Source organism: Bacillus sp. URHA0034, assembly GCF_056280405.1.
Map to the genome: position 1 here is coordinate 4,265,323 of NZ_JBWCDK010000002.1, position 23,515 is coordinate 4,288,837.

The following is a 23,515-nucleotide window of genomic DNA, read 5'->3' on the forward strand; positions in this document are numbered from 1 at the left end:
CAGGAGGGAATTTGGAGTGAAAAGAAAGCTATTAGGTGTTATAGATGCAACAACCTACCACGAAGATTTAGAGGATTTGGTAATCCATCGCTCACTCGCAGCATTGCCATTTGGAGGACGTTACCGTATTATCGACTTTGTTCTTTCAAGTATGGTCAATTCAGGAATTCGCAGTGTAGCAATTTTTCCAAAAATGCAATATCGTTCCCTCATGGATCATTTAGGTTCAGGGAAAAATTGGGATTTGAATCGTAAGCGAGATGGGCTTTTCTTCTTTCCATCTCCGATTGTAGATAGTGATGGTAATAAAATTGGTTCATTTGAACATTTTGCGGCTAATATGGATTATTTTTACCGAAGCACGCAAGAATATGCAATCATTGCTAACTGTAACACTATTTTTAATATGAACATCAAACCAATATTAGAGTGGCATAATGAGGCTAAATGCGATATAACTGAAATTCGTCACCAAGATGGGCGCTCGATGGAAATGTATCTAATTAAGACGTCACTACTGATTAAATTAATTGAAACTAGACATGAAACAGGGTATACCTGTATGAAGGATGTTGTAAATGATCTTTCTCATGAGTATTCCATTTGTCACTATGAATATAACGGTTATTCCGTAATGATAGATTCGATTGACAGCTATTTCACTACTAGTATGAAATTACTCGACCCAAAAATATGGAAACAATTATTTTTAAAAGACCAGCCAATTATTACAAAGGTTAAGGATGAACCGCCAACTAAATATGTCAAAGAGTCCGTGGTGAAAAATGCGATGATTGCAAACGGTTGTCATATTAGCGGGACGGTGGAAAACAGTATTGTCGCCCGTGGGGTAAAGATTGGTGAAGGGGCAGTAATTAAGAATTGCATAATTATGCAAAAGTGTCAAATTGAGGAGAACTGTTATTTAGATTCTGTTATTTTAGACAAGGATGTAAAGGTAGAGGCAGGTACGTATTTAGTAGGAACTGCACATGCCCCTTACGTCATCCGTAAAGGAACGAAACAAGGAGCGCTGATGAACTCGTGAAAATTTTATTCGCTGTATCGGAATGTGGCCCATTCGCAAAATCAGGGGGACTCGCAGATGTTGCCGGATCACTTCCAAAAGAATTAAAGAGCCTTGGTACTGATGTAAGAGTGATTCTTCCGAAATATGGAACCATTTCCGAAGAGTATAAAGAAAAAATGAAAAAAATCAAGGAATTTACGGTTTCAGTAGGCTGGAGAAATCAATATTGTGGAATTGAAGAGCTTACACACCAGGGGATTACCTATTATTTCGTTGATAACGAATATTACTTTAAACGGGAAGGCTTGTACGGTTATTTCGATGATGGCGAGAGATTTGCCTATTTAAATCGGGCTATCCTTGAGGCAATTGCACAGCTTGACTTTTATCCAGATGTCCTGCATTGCCACGACTGGCATACTGCGATGATTCCTTACCTTTTAAGAACGGAGTATTACAAGCGAAAAGGGTATGGTTTAATAAAGACTGTATTTACGATTCATAATTTACAGTTTCAAGGGATTTTTCCAAAAGAGGTCTTGGGGGATTTATTGGGATTGGATTATACCTCTTTCCAATCCGGCCATTTAGAGTTTTTTGGGAATATTAATTTTATGAAGGGCGGCCTTGTGGCAGCGGATAAAATCACCACTGTTAGCCCTACCTACAAAGAGGAAATCCAAAGTCCTGCCTACGGTGAGAAATTAGACGGACTATTGCGGGCAAGAAATGAAGACCTGATTGGAATCTTAAATGGAATTGATGAAGAGTTTTACAATTCAGCGATTGATCCATTAATTTTTCAAAATTATAAAGTGGATTCCTATTCCAAAAAGTCAGTTAATAAGAAAGAAGTTCAAAAGCAATTTGGCTTGCCACAAAGTGCTGCAACTCCTTTGCTTGTGATGATCACAAGGCTGACGAAACAAAAGGGTCTGGATTTAGTAAAGTGTGTACTCCGGGAAATATTGCAAGAGGATGTTCAAGTTATTATACTTGGAACAGGTGATTTTGAATATGAAGAATATTTACGACAAGCAGCCAGGGTTTATCCTGATAAATTAAAGGTCTATACAGGATTTAGCGAGGAACTTGCCCATAAGCTCTATGCGGCCGCTGACTTGTTTTTAATGCCATCGCAATTTGAACCATGCGGACTTGGACAGATGATTGCAATGAGATATGGTGCGATACCAATCGTTCGCGAAACTGGCGGCTTAAATGATACGGTGAAAGCTTTTAATGAATATACTGGTAAAGGGAATGGATTCTCCTTCCAAAACTTTAATGCTCATGACATGCTTTATACTATTCAACGAGCGTTAAGCTTCTATTATGATAAACCTGTTTGGGAATCGATTGTTAAGCAGGCGATGGAAAAGGACTATAGCTGGGCACAATCTGCATTTAGTTACAGCCAGCTTTATGCGGAGCTTGTCTCAAGGAGTGAAACTCATGTTTTCTAGTAAAGCATTGTTTAAAACAACCTTCCTGAAAAGACTTGAGATGCTATGTGGGAAGAGCTTTTCTGAAAGTTCAGCGCGGGATCAGTATCAAACCCTTGGCAGCATGATTCGGGAGTTTGTCAGCAATGACTGGATTGCGACAAATGAACAATATCTTGCAGCCCAAGGTAAGCAGGTATACTATCTGTCGATTGAATATTTATTAGGAAAATTATTACGTCAGAATTTAATTAATTTAGGTGTAGAGGAAACAGTACAGACAGGACTTAAGGATTTAGGAATTGATCTGGATCAGCTTGAGGAGTTAGAAAGTGATGCGGGATTAGGAAACGGCGGATTAGGAAGGTTAGCCGCTTGTTTTCTAGATTCACTTGCCTCGCTTAATTTGCCTGGACATGGGCATGGCATTCGTTATAAGCACGGGTTGTTTGAGCAGAAAATAGTAGATGGCTATCAAGTGGAACTTCCCGAACAATGGCTGCGAAGCGGAAATGTCTGGGAAATACGGAAACTGGATAGTGCTGTTAAAGTTCCGTTTTGGGGGAAAGTCGAATCGAGGATGGAAAATGGACGTCTCGTCTTTCAGCATCTTAATGCTGAAACCGTTACAGCAGTCCCTCATGATATGCCAGTGATCGGATATAACACATCAACGGTTAATACTTTACGGTTGTGGAATGCCGAGCCATCACAATTTCCAATCGATGCTGATATATTAAGATATAAGCGTGAGACAGAGTCGATTTCCGAATTTTTATATCCAGATGATACCCATGACGAGGGAAAAATCTTAAGGTTGAAGCAGCAATACTTTTTAGTGTCTGCCAGTATTCAATCGATTTTAAGAACTTACCGAAAACAACATTCCAGCTTAGATCAACTGCATGAACATGTTTGTATCCATATTAATGATACACACCCTGTTTTGGCAATCCCCGAGCTTATGAGAGTTCTAATTGACGAGGAAGGGTATGAATGGGAACAGGCATGGGATATAACAAAACAAACGATCTCTTATACAAACCATACGACGCTTTCAGAAGCACTCGAGAAATGGCCAATTCATATTTTTCAACCATTATTGCCGCGGATTTATATGATTGTCGAAGAGATCAATGAACGTTTCTGCCGCGAACTTTGGGAACAAACCCCTGGCAATTGGCAAAGAATTTGTAATCTTGCTATCATTGCTGATAATTTTGTGAAAATGGCCCATTTGGCCATTGTTGGAAGCTTTAGTGTAAATGGTGTCGCAAAGCTACATACCGAAATATTAAAAAAGCGGGAAATGAATCAATTTTATCAGCTATACCCCGAGAAATTCAATAATAAAACAAATGGTATTGCGTACCGCCGCTGGTTATTAAAAGCAAATCCAAGTTTATCTGCCCTTATTACAGATGCAATTGGACCTTCTTGGACATCGTCTGCCGAAGAGCTTACTCATTTGCTTAAATTTAAAAATGATACCTCCTTCTTAGATCAGCTTTTACATATAAAAAATGAAAATAAGCAAAGGCTTGCCGAGATCATCTTAGATAAAACTGGGGTTAAAGTGGATACTGGGGCTATTTTTGACGTACAGGTTAAAAGGCTGCATGCATACAAACGCCAGCTTTTAAATGTTTTACACATCATGCACCTATATAACCGGATAAAAGAAGATCCTAGCTATGCGATTGTCCCAAGAGTGTTTATATTTGGTGCAAAGGCTTCGCCTGGTTATTATTATGCAAAAAAAATTATTAAACTTATTAACACGGTGGCTGAAAAAATCAATAATGATCCAATAGTTGGGGATAAAATAAAGGTGATTTTCCTCGAGAATTATCGGGTTTCCCTAGCTGAAAAGATTTTCCCAGCTTCAGATGTTAGTGAACAGATATCAACTGCAAGTAAAGAAGCCTCTGGTACGGGGAATATGAAGTTTATGATTAACGGCGCCTTAACAGTTGGTACTTTGGATGGGGCAAATATAGAAATTAAAGAATTAGTCGGCCCATCAAATATATTTACATTCGGTTTAACTTCTGATGAAGTCCTGCATTATTATCAGCATGGCGGCTACCATTCACGGGAATATTATCATCATGATTACCGAATCAGGCAAGCGGTTGATCAACTCGTAAATGGATTCTTTCCGGGTGTTAATAATGAATTCGAACCAATTTTTGATTCATTACTTGAGGAAAATGATCAATATTTTGTTTTAAAGGATTTCGCTTCCTATGCGAAAGTGCAGGAGCAAATTGGTGAAACATTTACTGATAAGAGCGATTGGCAAAGAATGAGTTTAGCGAACATTGCTAATGCTGGCTATTTTTCAAGCGATCGTACGATTAGGGAATATGCTGATGATATTTGGAGAATTAAGTCCCTTAAATAAGTAAAAAGCTTCTGCCTGCCGGCAGAAGCTTTGTTTATGAAAAGAAGTGGCCAATGAAAATGCCGATTGCGAGTAGAAATCCAAAAATGGTATTGGTTTGAGCAGTTGCAATCATCGCGGGGGCCATTTTTATTGGCACATTATTCTCATTAAAACCCTTGATTGCTTTAATTGGCTTTGGAACACTTAAAATGACAATAGCTGTCCAAAATGGTGCAATACCACTAATGATTAGTCCCAAAATCCAAATATAAGAAAAGGCAAACATTCCAGCTAGCAGATAAATCGCCTTCTTTTTTCCTAATAAAATGGCTACCGTTTTACGGCCATTCTCTTTATCACCATCAAGATCACGAATGTTATTGGAAAGCATAATCATTCCTACTAAAACCATACTAGGCACAGAAAGAAGAATACTTGATCGATCGACTGTACCAGTTTGAATAAAGAAAGATATTAAAATAATCAGCATGCCCATAAAGAATCCAGAAAGAATTTCACCAAATGGTGTGTAGGCAATCGGAACAGGACCACCGGTGTAGAAATAGCCTACAGCCATACAAACTAGTCCAACAATGGCTAACCACCAGCTGCTATTGGCACAAATATATACTCCTAACAATAAAGCGATCATGTAGAACCCAAAAGCAAGATTGATAACGGTTTTGGGTTTAATTCCATCCCTAACAATAGTTCCGCCAATTCCAACAGATTCTTCAGTATCTAATCCGCGTTTATAATCGAAGTATTCGTTAAACATATTGGTTGCCGCTTGAATTAACATACTGGCGATAAGCATGGCAATAAACAGGCCAATGTGGACTTTACCCGTTTTAAAAGCTAATGCTGTACCAAGCAGAACCGGTACGAATGATGCCGTTAGTGTATGAGGCCGGGTCATTTTCCACCAAACTTGAAACCCGCGGTTCGCTTCAACGGACTGCTTGGAGTTTTGCTGTATATTTGACTCCATTATTTCTCCCCCTTATTAATTTTCTCTCTATATAATGAAGTATTATTCGTATTAATGGTTGTATTCCCACACCTAAGTGTATGGAATTCCATGTTTAGTGTCAATTAATTTTTGTTTTCAAAATTAGAAGATAATCCCTTTCGATTATTATCTGTTTTTCGTGGAAAACTGAAGGTATAAAACCGCTCGCAACCTTGTTTAGGCATTTTGATATATAATTAAGGAATAAAGCTGGTCAGGTAGTGACTAGTTTTATTGACTTATTTACATTGGGAGTAGTATCTTAGAATAGGCTTTAAAATGAATGGATAACAGTCATTTCGGCTGTTTTGGAGGGATTTGTTTGATTACCATTCAAGAAACAGAAATAAAAGAAAGGGGTCTTTTAGGGGTAAAACGGGCAAGAGAATTAGGCCGGCCTATTTTAATGAGTGAAGTTCATAAAATGGACACGACTAATCCTTTATCCTTTTTTAATACCGGAAAAGACCATTATTGCGGGGAACGCTTTTTTTGGAAAGACCCGGCAAACGAGATGGTCCTAATTGGACTTGGAATTTCAAAGCAATTTCTATCGGATCAGGCTGCTGACCGCTTTTTTCATGTTGAAAAAGAGTGGAAGAGCTTTTTAAAAGACAGTTTTATTTTTAATGATTATAAAGTAGACGGTGTTGGGCCTCTTATGTTTGGTGGCTTTTCGTTTGATCCTTTTAAAGAAAAAACCGATCTTTGGTCCAAATTTGCAGATTCTTTATTTCACATACCCAAATTCTTATTGAGTATTGTCCATGGTGAAACCTATTTAACCACAAATATTATCTTTACACCGAATGATGATCTATCCTTATATAGCAAGAGTATGGAAGAAAGAAATCAACTGCTTAATTCTTTAAGAAACAATCTTAACACAAAATCTCCCTCTTTAATAAGGAAAGGTGAAGTCTCTCCTGATGGATGGAAGCAAACGGTTGATGGAGTAGTGAATGAGTTAGCACATGGTCCATTGAAGAAGGTCGTGCTTGCTCGTGAGCTTAGACTGGTGTTTAGTTCAGATGTAGAAGCGGAATCAGTCCTAGAGAATTTATATACACAGCAGCCGGCCAGCTATATTTTTGCGTTTGAATCAAATGGAGATTGTTTTATAGGGGCCTCGCCGGAGCGCCTAATCAAGAAGCAAGGTGATGAAGTTTATTCAACCTGCTTGGCTGGTTCGATTTCCCGCGGGTCTTCAGAGGAAGAGGACCAGGCTTTAGGACAAACTCTTTTAGCTGATCAAAAAAATCTAATAGAACACGGGTATGTAGTCGAGATGATTAAGGAAGCACTGGAGCAATCGTGTAAAGAGGTTATTCTCCCAGATCACCCTCAACTAATGAAAATGCGGGATATTCAACACTTATATACACCGGTAATTGGAAAGTGCGGTGCCAACACTTCCCTTTTATTGCTTGTGGAGAAGCTTCATCCCACACCTGCACTTGGAGGACTTCCCAAAACTTCAGCCGTAGAAAAAATAAGAGCAGTAGAACAACTTGACCGAGGTTTATTTGGCGGCCCGCTTGGCTGGGTCGATTATCAGCAAAATGGTGAATTCGCCGTAGCTATTCGCTCCGGGCTCATTCAAGGAGATGAAGTTTCTTTGTTTGCCGGGTGCGGGGTGGTAGCGGATTCCCGCTCTGAAGAAGAATATTTAGAAACAAGTTTAAAGTTTAGACCAATGCTTCGGGCCCTTGGAGGAAGATAATTATGAATCATCAAGAATCATTAACGGCTTATATTGCAGCCTTTGTTTCAGAACTTGTATTAACGGGTATTACTGATGTAGTCGTCAGTCCGGGTTCTAGGTCAACTCCGATGGCTATGGTGATGGCAGAACACCCAGATTTAAAAGTTCATATCCATGTTGATGAGCGTTCAGCTGCTTTTTTTGGACTAGGTATGGCAAAAGCTAAAAACAAGCCAGTAGCGATTTTGTGCACATCCGGAACGGCAGCCGCTAATTATTTTCCAGCCATTGTGGAGGCAAAATATTCGCGTGTCCCTTTGCTTGTACTAACTGCTGACAGACCTCATGAATTACGAGAGGTGGGTGCACCGCAAGCAATTGATCAGCTTCATTTGTATGGCCATCAGGTAAAATGGTTTGCTGATATGGCGCTCCCGGAGAAAAGCAATGAGATGCTTCGCTATGCGAGAACGATTTGTGCAAGGGCAGCTGCGATTGCAACCCAAGCACCTGCCGGTCCCGTTCATTTGAACTTTCCTTTCCGTGAACCGCTCATTCCGAAAATAGACGAAAATCTCTTTGAGCTCTCCGAACGGCCCCAGGGGTATGTCAAGGTCAACAATGGGGATATAACGATAAGTGATGAAGAGTTCAAAGAAATTGCTAGTCAATTGACTGGAAAAGAAAAGGGGATCATTGTATGCGGTAATTTAGGGGATGAGAAATTTGTGGAAGCTGTCACTCAACTTGGAGCCCTTTTAAACTATCCAATTTTAGCGGACCCGTTATCACAATTACGAAGCGGATCCCATCAGTTTGAGAATGTTATTGAGGCTTACGATACCTTTTTAAGGAATGAAGATGCAAAGTCCTTCCTAAAGCCGGATGTTGTGTTAAGATTTGGGGCAATGCCAGTTTCGAAAGCGTTAACGATATTCTTAAAAGAAAATCACGATGCTGCTCAATTTGTAATTGATGGCGGAGGTGGCTGGCGCGATCCTTCGGCATTATCAACCAATATGATTTTTTGCAATGAAACGACTTTTTGTGAAAAAATATTAACCAAGAATTTGAGTGCTAATTCCTCTTCTGTATTTTTAGATGATTGGAGAAAAGTGAATCAACTTACAAAAGAAAATATGGCCGTTATCCGAGATGAAAAAGAATTGAGTGAAGGTAAGTTATTCTATCAATTAGCAGATATGCTTCCTGAAGAAGCTGCTCTTTTTGTCGGTAACAGTATGCCAATCCGTGATTTGGATAGTTTTTTCTTAAGCAATAATAAATCGATTAAGGTAATGGCAAATCGAGGGGCTAATGGAATCGATGGGACCGTTTCAACAGCCATCGGTGCCGCTGTTTATACAAAGTCCTTATATTTAGTGCTGGGAGATTTAACCTTTTTTCATGATTTAAATGGTTTGATTGCGGCCAAACTTTACGATATTGATATCCATATCATTCTCGTTAACAATAATGGGGGCGGAATCTTTTCTTTCCTTCCTCAGTCAGAGCATCCTAAACATTTTGAATTATTGTTTGGTACACCATTGAATATTAACTTTGAGCATGCTGTTAAAATGTTTAATGGACATTACACTAAAATCGCAAATTGGGACCAACTTGCAGACCTTTTAAAACAAAGCAACCAGCAAAAGGGTATCCATGTTTACGAGGTTGAAACAAATAGAGACAGAAATCGAGATGAACATCGTAAATTTTGGCGTTCTGTTTCCCAGGAAATATCAAATCTTGTCAATGGGGAGCAGAAATGATAGTGATTGTCGATGGGATTCGCTTTCATCTAGAGGTTACTGGTGAAGGTTTTCCGCTGGTCTTACTGCATGGCTTTACAGGAGATTCGTCTACCTGGGCATCGTTTTTTGATCGATGGGGCAGCCACTCGAGGTTAATAGTTCCTGATATTATTGGACATGGTCGAACGGAATCTCCTGAAGGGCTAAAGCATTATCAAATCGAAGCTATGGCACACAGCTTAAATACGATTTTGGATCAAATGGTTGTTGAACAAATAGACCTGCTTGGCTATTCTATGGGTGGCAGACTAGCTCTAACGTTTGCGATGATTTTCCCGAACCGTGTCCGTAAGCTGATCTTGGAAAGCTCTTCGCCTGGTCTTAAAACAGAAAGCGAAAGAGAATTTCGCCGTATGAACGATGCAAAACTTGCAAAGTTTATACTCGATGAGGGTGTGAAGTCGTTTGTTGATTATTGGGAGGATATCACCTTGTTTCAGACGATGAAGAGACTTCCTGCTTCAGTACAAAATAAAATAAGAGTACAGCGATTAAAGAATTCCCCCCAGGGGCTAGCCAATAGTTTACTTGGTATGGGTACAGGTTCTCAGCCATCATGGTGGAAAGAACTTGGCAGTTTAAGTTGTAAGGTCTTACTGCTCACAGGTGAGGAAGATTTAAAGTTTGGCCACATTGCAGAAGCTATGTCAGCCAGGATAAAAAATGCAAAATGGATGGTCGTTGAAAATAGTGGTCATGCAATTCATGTGGAAGAACCAGAAAAGTTTGGTACAATAGTAAGTGACTTTTTGTCAAATAAATTTTAAAGGAGGATTTCTTTTGACTGTAGAATGGGTTCCAGTTAAAAAATACGAAGAAATTCTATTTGAATCTTATAATGGGATTGCAAAAATTACCATCAACCGTCCACATGTACATAATGCTTTTACACCAAAGACTGTGATGGAATTAATTGATGCATTTGCTTATGCACGAGATGATTCAAGTATTGGTGTTATTGTATTAACAGGTGCTGGTGATAAAGCATTTTGTTCCGGTGGAGATCAAAAAGTAAGAGGCCATGGGGGATATGTAGGCGAAGACCAAATCCCACGCTTAAATGTTTTAGACCTGCAGCGCTTAATTCGGGTTATTCCAAAACCGGTAGTAGCGATGGTAAAAGGATATGCGATTGGCGGAGGTCACGTTTTACATATTGTATGTGATTTAACCATCGCAGCAGATAATGCTGTTTTTGGACAAACAGGTCCAAAAGTAGGAAGCTTTGATGCTGGATACGGCTCCGGTTATTTAGCAAGAATTGTCGGCCACAAAAAGGCTCGTGAAATTTGGTATCTATGCCGTCAATATAATGCCCAGGAAGCATTGGATATGGGCTTAGTCAACACCGTTGTTCCTTTAGAGCAAGTAGAAGAGGAAACCATCAAGTGGTGTGAAGAAATGCTGGAAAAAAGTCCAACGGCACTTCGTTTCTTAAAAGCAGGATTTAATGCCGATACGGATGGTCTTGCTGGTATTCAACAATTTGCCGGTGATGCTACTTTGCTATACTATACAACGGATGAAGCAAAAGAAGGCCGCGATGCCTTTAAAGAAAAACGGAAACCTGACTTTGGTCAATTCCCGCGTTTTCCTTGATCTTAAGATCTTTTCTGCAGCTTGATGGTATCCATCAGGCTGTTGTTTTTATATAAAGAAAAGAGGGTACAAGAATGCAAACGGAAACAATGCCTAACTTATTAATTAAGCGTGCACATTTAACGCCAAATCGAACCGCTATTTATTTTCAGGACCAAACGTTAACTTTTCATGATTTATATGAGCGTTCCTTGGAAGTAAGCGGAAGACTTCAAGCCCTTGGTATTCAAAAGGGAAACTTCGTGGGAATCTTATTAAAGAATCATTTGGACACGGTCACGATTTTATTTGCTTTACAACTATTAGGAGTCAAGGCAGTTATCTTTAATAATCGGCTGACCGCAGCTGAACTTATTTGGCAGTTAAAGGATTCAGAATCTGCCTTTCTTATTCTTGAAGATTCCTTTTCCGAGACAAAAAAAGAAGTTAGTCATCACTTGGGACAGTTGACTGCGATTACTAAGGCTCAACTATTTCAAATTGAACCAGAGGAACCAGTTATACAAGAAGAAATCAGTCTCACCGATATCTGTACGATCATGTATACATCTGGCACGACCGGAAACCCAAAAGGAGTGATCCAGACATATGGGAATCATTGGTGGAGCTCAACAGGTTCAGCCTTAAATCTCGGAGTAATGGAAAGTGATTGCTGGCTCTGTTCTGTTCCTCTTTTCCATATTAGTGGTTTTTCTATCTTAATGCGCAGTGTGATTTATGGGATGCCAATTGTTCTCCATGAAAACTTTGATGTGGAAAGAACCATTAAAGATATTTCGCTAAAACAGGTAACCATCATGTCAGTAGTAGGTACCATGCTTTCGCAAATTGTGGAGGCGTTAGATACTAGGCGTTTACCAGGCTATTTCAGGTGTATGCTGTTAGGAGGAGGTCCAGCGCCATTACCATTGTTAGAGGCATGTGTAAGTAAGGATATTCCCGTTTTCCAATCGTACGGAATGACAGAAACCTCCTCGCAAATCGTCACGCTTTCACCAGAAGACAGCTTACAAAAACTTGGCTCTGCCGGAAAACCGTTATTCCCTTCACAGCTAAAGATTGAGCTTGAAAATGGCAAAGCTGCGAAAGCAGGAACTGCTGGTGAAATTATCGTTAAAGGACCAAATGTTACTCCCGGCTATTTAAACCGTTCTGATGCTACTGAAGAAAAGATACGTCAGGGCTGGCTTTACACAGGGGATATCGGTTACTTGGATGAAGAGGGTTTTTTGTACGTAAAAGATCGGCGCAGTGACTTAATTATTTCCGGCGGGGAAAACATCTATCCTGCTGAAATTGAAGCTGTCTTACTGTCACATCCAGATGTATTGGATGCTGGAGTTACCGGAATCGAGGATAAAAAGTGGGGACAGGTGCCTGCAGCCTTTATTGTAAAAAAGCAAGGTACGAATCTATCTATTGAGGTGCTGCACCAATTTTTGATGGAACGGCTTGCAAAATATAAAGTGCCGAAGGCTGTTTATTTTACAGAACAGCTGCCAAGAAATGCCGCTAAAAAATTGCTGCGAAGAAAACTGAGAGAGTGGGTGTAAGGGAAATGAAAATCGCTCAGGCGGAGCTTTATATTATTCAAATGCCCTTAAAATCCCCATTTATCACGCACTTAGGTGCCGTTACTCACCGCGAAGGGATTATTGTAAAGATTATCGATCAAGACGGCCGCTCAGGGCTGGGCGAGGGGGTAGCCTTTTCAACCCCCTGGTATACAGAAGAGACCGTTACAACAAGTTTACATATAATAACGGATATATTAATCCCATTGCTAAAAAAATATCCAATCGAGCGGCCAGAGGAAGCAGCACAGCTTTTTAAATCAATTAGAAGAAATCATATGGCGAAGGCGGCCCTTGAAACAGCCTTATGGGATTTATATGCAAAACAACATTCGTCTCCCTTATCTGTTATCCTTGACGGTACCCGTTCCATAATTGCTTCAGGTGTTGTCGTTGCGACCAATTCTCCAGCCAATGCCATTAACCAGATAGAGCAGTATTTAGAAGAGGGATACCAACGAATTAAAGTGAAAATTAACCCCAAACAGGATTATTCTTTTTTAGCTGAAATCCGCAAGGAATATCCGCAACTTCCTATTATGGCAGATGCTAATTCTTCCTATACATTACAGGATATTGATCGGCTAAAGGCTTTAGATGAATTTAATCTGCTTATGATCGAGCAGCCGCTTGCCCAAGATGACATCATTGAACATGCTGTACTCCAAAAAGAAATAAGAACGCCCATTTGTCTGGATGAAAGTATTGTTAGTTTTGATGATGCAAAAAAGGCAATCGAACTGGGCAGTTGTCAGGTCATTAATATTAAAGTAGGCCGATTAGGCGGTCTATATGAAGCCAAGCAAATTCATGATTACTGCTTGGCCAAGCAAATTCCTGTCTGGTGCGGAGGGATGATCGAGTTTGGAATTTCCCGTGCCCATAATATTGCTCTGGCATCATTGCCAGGTTTTACGATTCCGGGAGATATATCTGCTTCGAATCGCTTTTGGGAGGAAGATATCATTTTACCGGAGGTACAAGTAGAAAATGGCTATATTAAGGTGCCAGCTGAACCAGGCATAGGGTTCAGCCTTAATGAAAAAAGACTGCAAGAAACGTTATTGTCTAAGAGAACTTTTCAATTTTAGAAAATAATAAAGGTGAATCAGGATGCCCTGGTTCACCTTTATTTGTCTTTTTTATGACAGCTCGGCAGGCTCAAATGTTTTACAATCGGTTTCTCTGCTATTATCAGCTGTTTCACCTGTATGACTAACAACATAGATTCGATCTGCACTACATCTATTTCCATTTGCCCAAAACGTACAATTATTTACCTCACATAACACATCTTTTGCCACTTTGTATCACTCCTTAATGGTTTGAGATACATCTATAGCATTTGATGATTACTCTTAAAACATGCCTGTAAGTAATCGGTATCATCTATTTGCGGGATTCAGTTAACTTTCTTCGTCTTAGGTATCGTTTATCATTCATAAACAAACTCCAAAAGTAAATAAAGCCCGGGAACAAAATGGCAAATCCAGCTACATAACTGAAAAAAACCGCACGGAAAGAATTAGGATCTGTAAAAGCCGAATGAATTGTTACTTCCGGATATACGATATACGGTAAGTGGGCTTTTCCGTAAACATAACTTGCCACTAAATATTGAGCGGTAATGGCTATTACTGCAACCCTAGGTCGCCCTTTTATGTTCTGTTTCCCGGAAGGAAAGAACAAACCTACCCCCCCGACAATAAAACAGCCTAGGGATAGAAAGAGAAGAGGAAGGTCATTCATCATTTTATTGAAAATCCACTCTGCTTCTTGTCTTAGGGTAAGCATAATCAGAAAAGCCATCAATAAAGAAATAGGACCAATAATGATGGCATCTCGCCGATAAACGTTATAGGCCTCATATTCCTCGGATGCCTTTGAATAATCCGCCAATAAAAGCGAGGAAAGAAAAAGTGTGCTTGTAATTGCAAATCCAAAGAAGGCATATTCATTTGGACTTGTGAAAAGTCCGGCTAAGTCCAACGTTTGCTTGTAGGTTGAAAAATCAACATATTTCCCATGAGTAATGGGTAAAACGCTAATCAGTAATCCAGGGATGATAATACCAGTTATACCGGATATATAGGTCAGCGGTTTCTCATATTCATCAGCTATGTGAGAAAAAACGAGAAAGGCACTTCTGATAGATAATAGTAATAAAATAAGACTTCCGGGAATAAGCAGAATCGTTCCAAGTGTGTAAGCCCCGTTGGGAAACATGCTGTATATGGCAACTACTAGTGCAACGATAAAGGTATTGGTCACCTCCCAAGTAGGAGAAAGGTAGCGGTTGGCAATATTTGTCGCTTTGGTTTTTTCTCGGTTAAGATAAACCATGGACCAAAACCCTGCACCAAAATCCATCGTAGCCATTACCGCATAAATGAAAACAAAGCCCCAGAGTACCGTTATTGCAAGATAGGCGTTCAACATAGTAGGATCACCTCGTTAAGAATTTGAACTAAACAGTGGAACTCCTTTTTGCTCCGCCCGATTGAGATCATCTTCCACCTTATTTTTCTTGAAATAATAACGCAGGACAAAGATGACTGATAAAGCTAAGATCATATATACGGCTGTAAACAATAGAAAGAGTACTCCCAGGTTTGTGGCAGTCGTCACCGAATCTTTTGTGGAGAGGACTCGATAAATCGTCCAGGGCTGCCTTCCTGTGCAGGCAAAAATCCAACCGAATTCAATACTTAGAACTGCAAGTGGACCTGAAGCTACATACAACCACATCAACCATTTTGGTAAATGCTCATTTTTAAAGACTTTCTTCCAAAATATCCCTAAAAACGCAATGAGGATAAGTAATGAGCCAATTCCAACCATTCCGTTAAATAGGGTATGGATAAACAACGGCGGCCATTCATCTTCTGGAAAATCATTTAGGCCTTTTACAACGGTATCAAAACGATTACCGGCCAAAAAGCTTAGCGCCCAGGGGACTTCAATTCCCCACTTTACTTCTTCTGTTTCCCTGTCAGTAAAGCCGCCTATTGTTAGTGGAGCATGGGATTGAGTTTCAAATAACCCTTCTGCAGCAGCAAGTTTTTCAGGCTGATGTTTATGAAGGCTTTGAGCGGTTTCATGTCCGTTTAGTGCAGTTAGTAATGAAAAAATCCCCCCGATTACAAGGCTTAACATTAGCGCTTTTCTATGAAATCGAAAGACTCTTGAAGAGAAATCAGATTTAAGCATTTTATAGGCAGAAACTGTCGCGACAACAAAAGCTCCGGTTGTATAGGCCGAAAATGCGACATGACCGGCATTGACAAAAAAACTCGGATTAAAGAATGCAACCCATGGGTGAACATCGACTATTTTACCATCCACAACCCTAAATCCTGCGGGTGTCCCCTCGAATGCATGAACATTTGTGATTAACACTGCAGAACCCATTGCACCGATTGCAACAAGAACTAAACTGGCAATCCTCATCCATGGGGCAATCCGTTCAGCTGCATAAACATAGATGGACATAAACAATGCCTCAATAAAAAAAGCATAAATTTCAATTTGAAAGGGAAGTGCCATCACAATTCCAATTACTTTCATGAATCCAGGCCATAACAAGGATAATTGGGTTCCTGCAATGGTACCGGTCGGTATCCCCACTCCTAATAGGATGGCAAAGGCTTTTGTCCATCTTTTAGCCATGACAACATACTCGATATCCTTTGTTTTTTGATAGATTATCTCTGCTGTCAAAATCATGAAAGGCAGTCCAACGCCAATCGTTGCAAAAATAATATGAAAACCCATTGTTGTTCCAAATAAACTCCTTGCAATCACTAAATCACTCATGCGGATCTCCCTTTCTTTTCAGACACGTATGTGTTTATTGTTTACAGGCAAGAGATTCCTATGTAATTTTTTCCAAAAAAAGATAAATTTAAAAAACAAAAAGAGACCTCCCAAAGAATAAGGAGGTCGAAAGTTAATGATTTAACGCTGTTTCCAATGTTTTTAGGTTAGCTTCCATGAGTGAAAAGTAGGTTTCTTTATTTTTAAGATTTTCTTTAGATAGAACGGCTAAATTATGAATATGGAGGGCTTTTGCCCCCATTTCCTTTTGGACAACCTTGCCAAGGTTTGACTGGACATTTTGTTCAAAAAGAACGTAGTGGATCCTCTCGTGCTCAGCAATAGAAATGATATTTTCAAGTTCTTTTTGCGTTGGCTCATTGGTTGTGGATAGGCCTGAGATACTAATTTGTTCCAGGCCGTAACGGCTTTCCCAATAGCCAAAGGCCGCATGTGTGACCATGATTTTTTTCTGTTTCGCAGTTGAAATGGTCTGTTCATATTGATTATTTAAATTATCTAGCTCAGCAGCTAGTTTATCATAATTTTTATTGAAAAGTTCTTTGTTTTGCGGCATTTTACCAACTAACTGATCACGAATGATCACTGCCATTTCTTTACAATAAACCGGATCTAGCCAAACATGGGGATTTACATTATTAGTACCGAGCTCTTCTCCTTCACCTGAGTGCGGATCCTTTGGCAGCTTAAGGTGAGCGGCCGTCGGTACTAGTTTAACATTTTCATTCTTTAGGGTGTCTTTTGCCTTTTCCACAAAACCCTCTAAGCCAAGACCAATATAGAAAAATAAGTCTGAATCTGCTAAATTCATCATATCTTTTTGAGATGGTTCAAAGGTATGCTCATCAGCCCCAGGCGGATATATCGTTTTTACGTTTACATATTTACCGCCTATTTGCTCTGAAAAATATTGCAATGGGAAAACAGTTGTATAGATCGTTAATTGATCTTTCTTTTCTTTCGATTGATTATTTCCATTCGTACAGCCAGACAGGATGAGGCTTAATGGCAATAAGAAAGAGAGAATCAGAATGAATTTTTTCATAGTTACTCCTTCAATAATATATTAAATCGGATTTATTACGATTTATTGTTTAAAAATTTTTAGAATTCTGAAAGAAAATAATACATAATACGGAACGATTCCGATTTCCATTAGTATCTTACAAAAAAAATAGCTTAATTGCAAGTATAATATTTGTTTCTTACAAGGCATATTATGTATGCTTAATATGAAAGGTGGAATTTAAATGAACAATACATCAATTTTAAACGACATTTTAGACTTCAATCAGAAATTTGTAGAGAATCATGAATACGAGAAGTATGAAACAACCAAATTCCCAAACAAAAAGATGGTCATCCTTACTTGTATGGATACCAGACTATTAGAGCTTCTGCCGAAAGCATTAAATTTGGGGAATGGGGATGCCAAGATCATTAAGGACGCTGGAGCACTGGTGTCACATCCGTTTGGAAGTGTCATGCGCAGTATTTTAGTTGCTTTATACCAACTAAAAGCGCAGGAAGTTTTGGTAGTTGCCCATTACGATTGTGGTATGAGCGGGATGAAGGCGGAACCGGTGATTGAGAATATGAAAGAAAGAGGAATTTCTGAAGAAACGCTGAGCACCCTTACATACTCTGGGATTGATATTAAGCAGTGGCTGCAAGGTTTTGAAAGTGTAACCGACAGCGTCAAGCACAGTGTTGATATGATTAAAAATCATCCATTATTACCTAAGGATGTTCCTGTTCATGGTCTAGTTATTGATCCTAAAACAGGCAAGCTCGATTTAATTGTCGATGGATATCAAAACTAATTTTGTTTTTTCTCCGGAACAGGATCAACGCCCCCTGGATGAAAGGGATGGCATTTTGAAATCCGCTTAATGGTCAGCCAGCCGCCTTTAATTGCCCCAAAGCGTTGAATGGCTTCTAGTCCATAGTGGGAACATGTAGGATAAAATCTGCATGAAGGCGGTTTGATCGGAGAAATGACTATTTGGTAAAAACGAATGAGCAAAATAAAGAATTTCTTCAGCATGGATTTTTCTCCTTTTAATACAGGATTCATACTTACAACATACCATAAATAGTAATAATCGTCTAAATTGCTAAATGTAACTAAGGTGATGTATTTAGTCGGGTTTTATAGTATGATAAAGAGAGATTACACAAAGGAGTGAATAACGTGCCTTCAGTTGAAAGCTTTGATCTAGACCATAATGCTGTTAAAGCCCCATATGTTAGACATTGCGGTGTTCATAAAGTGGGCAGTGACGGTGTTGTTAATAAATATGATATCCGTTTTTGTCAGCCAAATAAACAGGCAATGAAACCAGATGCCATCCATACATTAGAGCATTTGCTTGCCTTTAATATTCGCAAGCATTCCGAAAAGTATGACCATTTTGATATTATTGATATTTCGCCAATGGGCTGCCAAACGGGCTATTATTTGGTGGTTAGCGGGGAACCAACGGTCGAGGAAATCATCGACTTGTTAGAAGATACGATGAAAGATGCAGTTGAAATTATTGAGGTTCCTGCTGCAAATGAACGACAATGCGGCCAGGCTAAACTGCATGATTTAGAAGGAGCCAAACAGTTAATGCGCTTTTGGCTTGAACACAGTAAAGAAGACTTAAAACAGGTCTTTGCTTAAAACGAAAAAATTCCTATTCAATTGCGAATAGGAATTTTTTAGCGTTTATCCTGATTTTCATTTGATTGATTCAGTTTTTCTTCTTGATCTTTATATGGGTTATCTTCTAAAGAGTCAACCGTATGTTTATAAGAATATGCTTTAGAAGTAGTTGTAACTGCCAGCAGCAAAACAACTATAACAATAATAATACCTACCACTAAAACCGTATACATAATTTATTTCCTCCCTTTCTTCACATTGTATCATGAAAAAAGAAGAAATTTCTGAAAAAAACAAGAAAAAGGAAGCTGGATCAGCTTCCAATTTGTCAGGTGTTATGTAAATCAATGTATATTCCTAGGATAATAAGTATGTGAACGATGCTGGCCGTATTCTTCTTGAGCAAACTTGCCTTTTAAGCTTTCAATCAGATAGAGTCCCATTAAATCATATAGTTCTTGTTTATCCATCTCTTGAATTAAGGCGAGCAAATCCTCATGTGACATCTCTTCTAAAAAAGCGAATGTCAGCATATCAATGTCCTCTTCATCACCGGTTAGCTTGTTCCGATACATAGCATATAATTCATCGACTAATTTCATTATTCCACCCCCTGGTTAAACTTTGGATTGTATGACCACAAAATGAATTCACTCTACTTATTGGATACCCATAAACGAATAAAATCATCCCTGCCTTTCGATTTATGAATTAACTGAAAAATCTGTTTTCTTAGTTGTATGTTTATTATATAGGATAGATCGCTAAAAAATGAGTCGAAATGTGAAAAAGAATAAAATTTCTCTATTTGTACATTACTAAACAGTAAAAGGGGTTGAAGTAATGGATGAACAGAAGAAAACCTACTTCATTGATGTAGGAACCGGTCAAATATCCACTAATGCTTCAAGTTCCACTTGGAGCTATAAAATTCAAGCAACTGATGAAGAAGTTACACAGCTGAGAGAACTGTTTAGTCAAAACTATTCCACAGAGTGGAAGAACTTCTTTAGAGCCCACGTCCCTTTTGTTCAATACCATTATGACAGGGAAAATGACCAATATGATAGCACGATCCAACAGGTATATGGTATGTTGTATCAACTCGGTGACCAAGAGGCAAAAAACCATATTGAAAGCATGAACATTTTACCTAAAAATCAGTAATCCTGTGAGGAGAATCCAAAAGTTTAAGGATTCTCCTTTTTTCTATATAATTATACCATTAAGAATATATGGGGCGGATAAAGAATGAATAAGTTTCTCGACTGCAACGGAAATACGATTGAACTTAGATTTGGTCATAATGCCTTTAATATGAAGCCTAAGCATGTTTTGGTGATTTGTCAATTTGAAAATAGCTGGTTTTTAACACATCATAAACTTCGAGGTTTGGAATTCCCTGGCGGAAAAGTAGAAAATGGAGAAACCCTGGAAGAGGCTGCAAGAAGGGAGACCTTTGAAGAGACTGGGGCGGTTCTCGGAGACCTGCAAGCTATCGCTGAATACAAAGTGAATGACACAGCGGGGGCTTTCGTGAAAGCTGTTTTTTGGGGAAAGGTGGAAAGAGTGAAGCAAACCAATGCCTATTATGAAACAAATGGGCCTGTTTCTGTCAAAGGAGATATATTGGCGCTTCGCTTTGCAGATGAGTACAGCTTTATCATGAAAGATCAAGTAATTGGGGAATGCATTAAATATATCAAGCAGCTTAAAAAATAGAAGAAAATAGCAGTAGGTTTTTTCCCCTGCTATTCTTTAATTAATCTTTTTTCTAATAGTTCTACGAGCTGATACATAATTGTAGCAAATACGGCGATAATCAATAGGGATAAGAATACAAGCGTGAAATTAAATACTTGGAAGCCATAAATAATTAAATATCCGAGTCCTTTCGTAGAGACAAGAAATTCGCCCACTATTACCCCAACCCATGAGAGGCCAACATTAACCTTTAAGGTCGAAATAATCGCTGGGAAGCTGGCCGGCAAGATCGCTTCTTTAAAACATTGAACGCGGGTAGCTCCAAACGTTTGAAGGACCTTTAGATAGTTGTGGTCCACTTCTTTGAAGGATGTATACACAACAAGCGCTGTAATAATAACTGAAATGATGACTCCATTAGCGATAATGGAGGTGTATCCCGGACTAAGGGCAACAATGATGACAGGTCCTAAGGCGACTTTAGGCATTGCATTAAAAATGACGAGGTAAGGGTCAAGTATTTTGGAAATCATGGGAGACCACCAGAGTAAGGCTGCTATTATAACACCCAGCAGGGTACTGACAAGAAATCCAATGATTGTTTCCATTAAAGTGGCACCTAAATTCGTCAGTAATGAGCCATCTTGAATTTTCTCCAAACATAGGGTCCATATTTTAGATGGAGAGCTAAACAGGAGTGGGTCAATCCACTGCATCCGGCTTAAAAACTCCCAACTCAAAAACAAGAGCAGGAAAATAATCAGTTGATAAAAACGAACCCACCTTTTTTCCGTTGTTAAGGACCTGAGATATTTTTTATGGAGGAGTTCAACATTATACTTTTCTTGGCTCAAGAGACTCCAACTCCTTCCATATCGATTGGAAAATTGCTTGAAATGCTTCGTGGTTTCTCGCTTCAAACGGAGACAGCTTCTTTAGATCTTCCGGCATATCAAAGGTTTTGTGAATTTTTCCAGGCTTCGCTGAGAATAAAAAGATTCGGTCGCTCATCGCAATGGCTTCTCCAATATCGTGCGTTACAAGGATAGCTGTTTTTCCGAACTCATCCAAGGTACGGGAAACTAAATCTTCAAGCTTAAGCTTGGTTTGATAATCGAGCGCAGAAAATGGCTCGTCTAGCATCAGTAGCTTCGGCTCTGTCGCAAGGGTTCGAACCAGGGCTGCCCGCTGCCTCATCCCGCCTGATAGTTGCTTTGGAAGCTGTTTCTCGACACCCTTTACACCTATTTGGCTTAATAAGCTGAGGGCAGCCGATCTGGTTTGTTCATTTAGCATTTTAGATAATTTAAGGCCTATTAGTATATTTTCTTCAATCGTTTTCCAAGGAAACAAATAATCCTGCTGAAGCATGTAGCCAATCTTATTTTTAGAGGTAGAAACCGGCTTGTTTTCTAACAGAACAGTTCCTTGAGTTGGTTTTAGTAAGCTGGAAATGATTGAGAGCAGAGTAGTCTTACCACAGCCACTAGGGCCGAGGAAGGAGACAAACTCTCCCTCCTCAACAGTGAGTGAAACATTGGAGAGGGCCGTGGTGGCAGAGGCTTTTGTTAAATAAGTATGATGAATCTCTTGAACTTCTAAAAAGCTCATCAAAAACGGCCTCCCTTTCCTATTTTTTGGTGACTTTATCAGCAAACTTCGTATTCACGAGTGTTTTATGGTCAACTTCTTTTGGAAGCTCACCGGCTTCTTTCATGATGTTCTGAAGATTGTTCCACTCTTCTTCGTCCAATATTGGGTCTGTTGCAAAAGATCCTTGGTTTTTGTAGCGCTCTACGACCGTTGTCATGATAGCTAAATCAGTATCTGGAAAATAGGCCGCAACCGTTTTGGCGATTTCCTCAGCGCTATGAGTTTGCACCCACTGCTGTGCCTTATAGATCGCTCTAGTGAATTTTTCCACAGTATCACTATTTTCTTTTAAATAGCTTTGTTTGGCCATAAAAGTGGTATAAGGGACATGACCGGATTCCTTACCGAAGGAAGCGACAATATAGCCTTTTCCTTGTTTTTCAAAGATACTTGCTGTTGGTTCAAACAACTGTACAAATTCGCCTGTTCCAGAAGCAAAAGCGTTCGCTATATTCGCATAATCAACATTCTGAATGAGGTTTAGGTCTTTATGCGGGTCGATACCATGGTTCTTTAAGACAAACTCTCCCACCATTTGCGGCATACCGCCTTTACGCTGACCAAGGAATGTTTTCCCTTTTAACATATCCCATGAAAAATGGTCTATTTTATTTCTTGCTACAAGGAACGTACCATCTGTTTGCGTAAGCTGAGCAAAATTGATAACCGGATCATTAGAGCCTTGAGCATAAACATAAATCGATGTTTCCGAACCGACAAGTGCAATGTCCGCCCCTCCAGAAAGTAAGGTAGTCATGGTCTTATCGCCTCCGGGAGTAGTCGTAAGGGTAACATCTAATCCCTCGTCTTTGAAGAACCCTTTGGCAAGTGCAACATATTGCGGGGCATAGAAAATGGACCGAGTCACTTCCGCAATCCGAACCTTTTCTAATTTCTTGGTTTTGGTCTCGGAAGCATTGTTACAAGCGGCCAATGAAATCATAAGTACACTAATGAGAAGTAAGGAGAAACTTAATTTCATCCACTTTTTCATATTGAACCTCCTTTAATACCCTTTTCATAAATCTGGGCTAATTGCCTAAGATATCGTATGTAGGGTGAAAAAATGTGTGAATGCCCAGTGATAATTAATTTTTTAA

Annotated in this window: 24 protein-coding genes; 13 read left to right on the plus strand and 11 right to left on the minus strand. The window is 39.3% G+C overall.

What is annotated here, in order from left to right:
- Nucleotides 1-16 precede the first annotated feature (16 nt).
- From ACZ9EE_RS22450 to ACZ9EE_RS22460, 3 genes are read left to right on the plus strand one after another with little or no spacing between them, the layout of a single operon-like run.
- A complete protein-coding gene (locus ACZ9EE_RS22450) occupies nt 17-1,048 on the plus strand; it encodes a GlgC family sugar phosphate nucleotidyltransferase (protein WP_476030683.1) in 1,032 nt (343 codons plus the stop codon).
- On the plus strand, nt 1,045-2,496 hold the full coding sequence (glgA, locus tag ACZ9EE_RS22455; RefSeq protein WP_476030685.1) for a glycogen synthase GlgA: 1,452 nt from the start codon (nt 1,045-1,047) through the stop codon (nt 2,494-2,496). Before ACZ9EE_RS22450 ends, glgA begins: the two co-directional genes overlap by 4 nt.
- Nucleotides 2,486-4,882, plus strand: coding sequence for a glycogen/starch/alpha-glucan phosphorylase (locus ACZ9EE_RS22460; RefSeq protein WP_476030687.1), 2,397 nt, complete (start codon nt 2,486-2,488; stop codon nt 4,880-4,882). The genes glgA and ACZ9EE_RS22460 overlap by 11 nt, the downstream gene beginning before the upstream one ends.
- 34 nt (nt 4,883-4,916) lie before the next feature.
- Here ACZ9EE_RS22460 and ACZ9EE_RS22465 read toward each other — a convergent pair whose 3' ends face one another.
- The gene (locus tag ACZ9EE_RS22465; protein WP_476030689.1) at nt 4,917-5,855 is read right to left on the minus strand and encodes a 1,4-dihydroxy-2-naphthoate polyprenyltransferase; all 939 of its coding nucleotides are present in this window, start codon (nt 5,853-5,855) and stop codon (nt 4,917-4,919) included.
- 343 nt (nt 5,856-6,198) lie between these two features.
- Between ACZ9EE_RS22465 and ACZ9EE_RS22470 the strand changes: the two genes are divergently transcribed.
- The 6 genes from ACZ9EE_RS22470 to menC all read left to right on the plus strand — a co-directional run bounded on the left by ACZ9EE_RS22470 (nt 6,199) and on the right by menC (nt 13,662).
- A complete protein-coding gene (locus tag ACZ9EE_RS22470; RefSeq protein WP_476030690.1) occupies nt 6,199-7,599 on the plus strand; it encodes an isochorismate synthase in 1,401 nt (466 codons plus the stop codon).
- Between the two features lie 2 nt (nt 7,600-7,601).
- Entirely contained in the window at nt 7,602-9,356 is a 1,755-nt protein-coding gene (gene menD, locus ACZ9EE_RS22475) for a 2-succinyl-5-enolpyruvyl-6-hydroxy-3-cyclohexene-1-carboxylic-acid synthase (protein WP_476030692.1), read from the plus strand.
- Complete coding sequence (gene menH / locus ACZ9EE_RS22480) at nt 9,353-10,165, plus strand: 2-succinyl-6-hydroxy-2,4-cyclohexadiene-1-carboxylate synthase (protein WP_476030694.1); 813 nt, start codon at nt 9,353-9,355, stop codon at nt 10,163-10,165. Before menD ends, menH begins: the two co-directional genes overlap by 4 nt.
- A 13-nt stretch (nt 10,166-10,178) precedes the next feature.
- Nucleotides 10,179-10,997, plus strand: coding sequence for a 1,4-dihydroxy-2-naphthoyl-CoA synthase (gene menB, locus ACZ9EE_RS22485; protein ID WP_476030696.1), 819 nt, complete (start codon nt 10,179-10,181; stop codon nt 10,995-10,997).
- 74 nt (nt 10,998-11,071) lie between these two features.
- On the plus strand, nt 11,072-12,550 hold the full coding sequence (locus ACZ9EE_RS22490) for an o-succinylbenzoate--CoA ligase (RefSeq protein ID WP_476030698.1): 1,479 nt from the start codon (nt 11,072-11,074) through the stop codon (nt 12,548-12,550).
- A 5-nt stretch (nt 12,551-12,555) separates the two neighbouring features.
- Nucleotides 12,556-13,662: an o-succinylbenzoate synthase gene (menC, locus tag ACZ9EE_RS22495; RefSeq protein ID WP_476030700.1), complete on the plus strand. Its 1,107-nt coding sequence runs from the start codon at nt 12,556-12,558 to the stop codon at nt 13,660-13,662.
- A gap of 51 nt (nt 13,663-13,713) precedes the next feature.
- On the opposite strand, the gene ACZ9EE_RS22500 is transcribed toward menC, so the two are convergent.
- From ACZ9EE_RS22500 to ACZ9EE_RS22515, 4 genes are all read right to left on the minus strand, one after another.
- Nucleotides 13,714-13,875, minus strand: a complete 162-nt coding sequence (locus ACZ9EE_RS22500) for a DUF1540 domain-containing protein (RefSeq protein ID WP_476030702.1) — start codon at nt 13,873-13,875, stop codon at nt 13,714-13,716.
- 85 nt (nt 13,876-13,960) lie between these two features.
- A complete protein-coding gene (locus ACZ9EE_RS22505; RefSeq protein ID WP_476030704.1) occupies nt 13,961-15,010 on the minus strand; it encodes a cytochrome d ubiquinol oxidase subunit II in 1,050 nt (349 codons plus the stop codon).
- A gap of 15 nt (nt 15,011-15,025) precedes the next feature.
- Entirely contained in the window at nt 15,026-16,387 is a 1,362-nt protein-coding gene (locus ACZ9EE_RS22510) for a cytochrome ubiquinol oxidase subunit I (RefSeq protein WP_476030705.1), read from the minus strand.
- A gap of 133 nt (nt 16,388-16,520) precedes the next feature.
- Nucleotides 16,521-17,453 (minus strand): metal ABC transporter solute-binding protein, Zn/Mn family, encoded by a 933-nt coding sequence (locus tag ACZ9EE_RS22515; RefSeq protein ID WP_476030707.1) that lies wholly within the window; start codon nt 17,451-17,453, stop codon nt 16,521-16,523.
- A 205-nt stretch (nt 17,454-17,658) separates the two neighbouring features.
- Between ACZ9EE_RS22515 and ACZ9EE_RS22520 the strand changes: the two genes are divergently transcribed.
- Nucleotides 17,659-18,231, plus strand: a complete 573-nt coding sequence (locus ACZ9EE_RS22520) for a beta-class carbonic anhydrase (RefSeq protein ID WP_476030709.1) — start codon at nt 17,659-17,661, stop codon at nt 18,229-18,231.
- On the opposite strand, the gene yidD is transcribed toward ACZ9EE_RS22520, so the two are convergent.
- Nucleotides 18,228-18,452, minus strand: a complete 225-nt coding sequence (yidD, locus tag ACZ9EE_RS22525; RefSeq protein WP_476033057.1) for a membrane protein insertion efficiency factor YidD — start codon at nt 18,450-18,452, stop codon at nt 18,228-18,230. The genes ACZ9EE_RS22520 and yidD overlap by 4 nt on opposite strands.
- Before the next feature lie 150 nt (nt 18,453-18,602).
- Between yidD and ACZ9EE_RS22530 the strand changes: the two genes are divergently transcribed.
- The gene (locus ACZ9EE_RS22530; protein ID WP_476030711.1) at nt 18,603-19,076 is read left to right on the plus strand and encodes an S-ribosylhomocysteine lyase; all 474 of its coding nucleotides are present in this window, start codon (nt 18,603-18,605) and stop codon (nt 19,074-19,076) included.
- Nucleotides 19,077-19,114: 38 nt separating this feature from the next.
- Here the strand turns inward: ACZ9EE_RS22530 and ytzI are convergent, their stop codons facing one another.
- Together ytzI and ACZ9EE_RS22540 are read right to left on the minus strand one after the other, a co-directional pair.
- The gene (ytzI, locus tag ACZ9EE_RS22535; protein ID WP_476030713.1) at nt 19,115-19,291 is read right to left on the minus strand and encodes a YtzI protein; all 177 of its coding nucleotides are present in this window, start codon (nt 19,289-19,291) and stop codon (nt 19,115-19,117) included.
- 111 nt (nt 19,292-19,402) lie between these two features.
- Nucleotides 19,403-19,660 (minus strand): DUF6154 family protein, encoded by a 258-nt coding sequence (locus ACZ9EE_RS22540; protein WP_335571356.1) that lies wholly within the window; start codon nt 19,658-19,660, stop codon nt 19,403-19,405.
- 241 nt (nt 19,661-19,901) lie between these two features.
- Here ACZ9EE_RS22540 and ACZ9EE_RS22545 point away from each other — a divergent pair, with 241 nt between their 5' ends.
- Both ACZ9EE_RS22545 and ytkD read left to right on the plus strand, forming a co-directional pair.
- Nucleotides 19,902-20,225, plus strand: coding sequence for a hydrolase (locus ACZ9EE_RS22545; RefSeq protein ID WP_476030715.1), 324 nt, complete (start codon nt 19,902-19,904; stop codon nt 20,223-20,225).
- An 84-nt stretch (nt 20,226-20,309) separates the two neighbouring features.
- Complete coding sequence (gene ytkD, locus ACZ9EE_RS22550) at nt 20,310-20,780, plus strand: RNA deprotection pyrophosphohydrolase (protein ID WP_476030717.1); 471 nt, start codon at nt 20,310-20,312, stop codon at nt 20,778-20,780.
- A gap of 29 nt (nt 20,781-20,809) precedes the next feature.
- Here the strand turns inward: ytkD and ACZ9EE_RS22555 are convergent, their stop codons facing one another.
- The 3 genes from ACZ9EE_RS22555 to ACZ9EE_RS22565 are packed head-to-tail and all read right to left on the minus strand — an operon-like array spanning nt 20,810 to nt 23,409.
- A complete protein-coding gene (locus ACZ9EE_RS22555; RefSeq protein WP_476030719.1) occupies nt 20,810-21,616 on the minus strand; it encodes an ABC transporter permease in 807 nt (268 codons plus the stop codon).
- Entirely contained in the window at nt 21,597-22,373 is a 777-nt protein-coding gene (locus tag ACZ9EE_RS22560; RefSeq protein WP_476030721.1) for an ABC transporter ATP-binding protein, read from the minus strand. The genes ACZ9EE_RS22555 and ACZ9EE_RS22560 overlap by 20 nt, the downstream gene beginning before the upstream one ends.
- A gap of 19 nt (nt 22,374-22,392) precedes the next feature.
- On the minus strand, nt 22,393-23,409 hold the full coding sequence (locus ACZ9EE_RS22565) for an ABC transporter substrate-binding protein (RefSeq protein ID WP_476030723.1): 1,017 nt from the start codon (nt 23,407-23,409) through the stop codon (nt 22,393-22,395).
- Nucleotides 23,410-23,515: the final 106 nt, after the last annotated feature.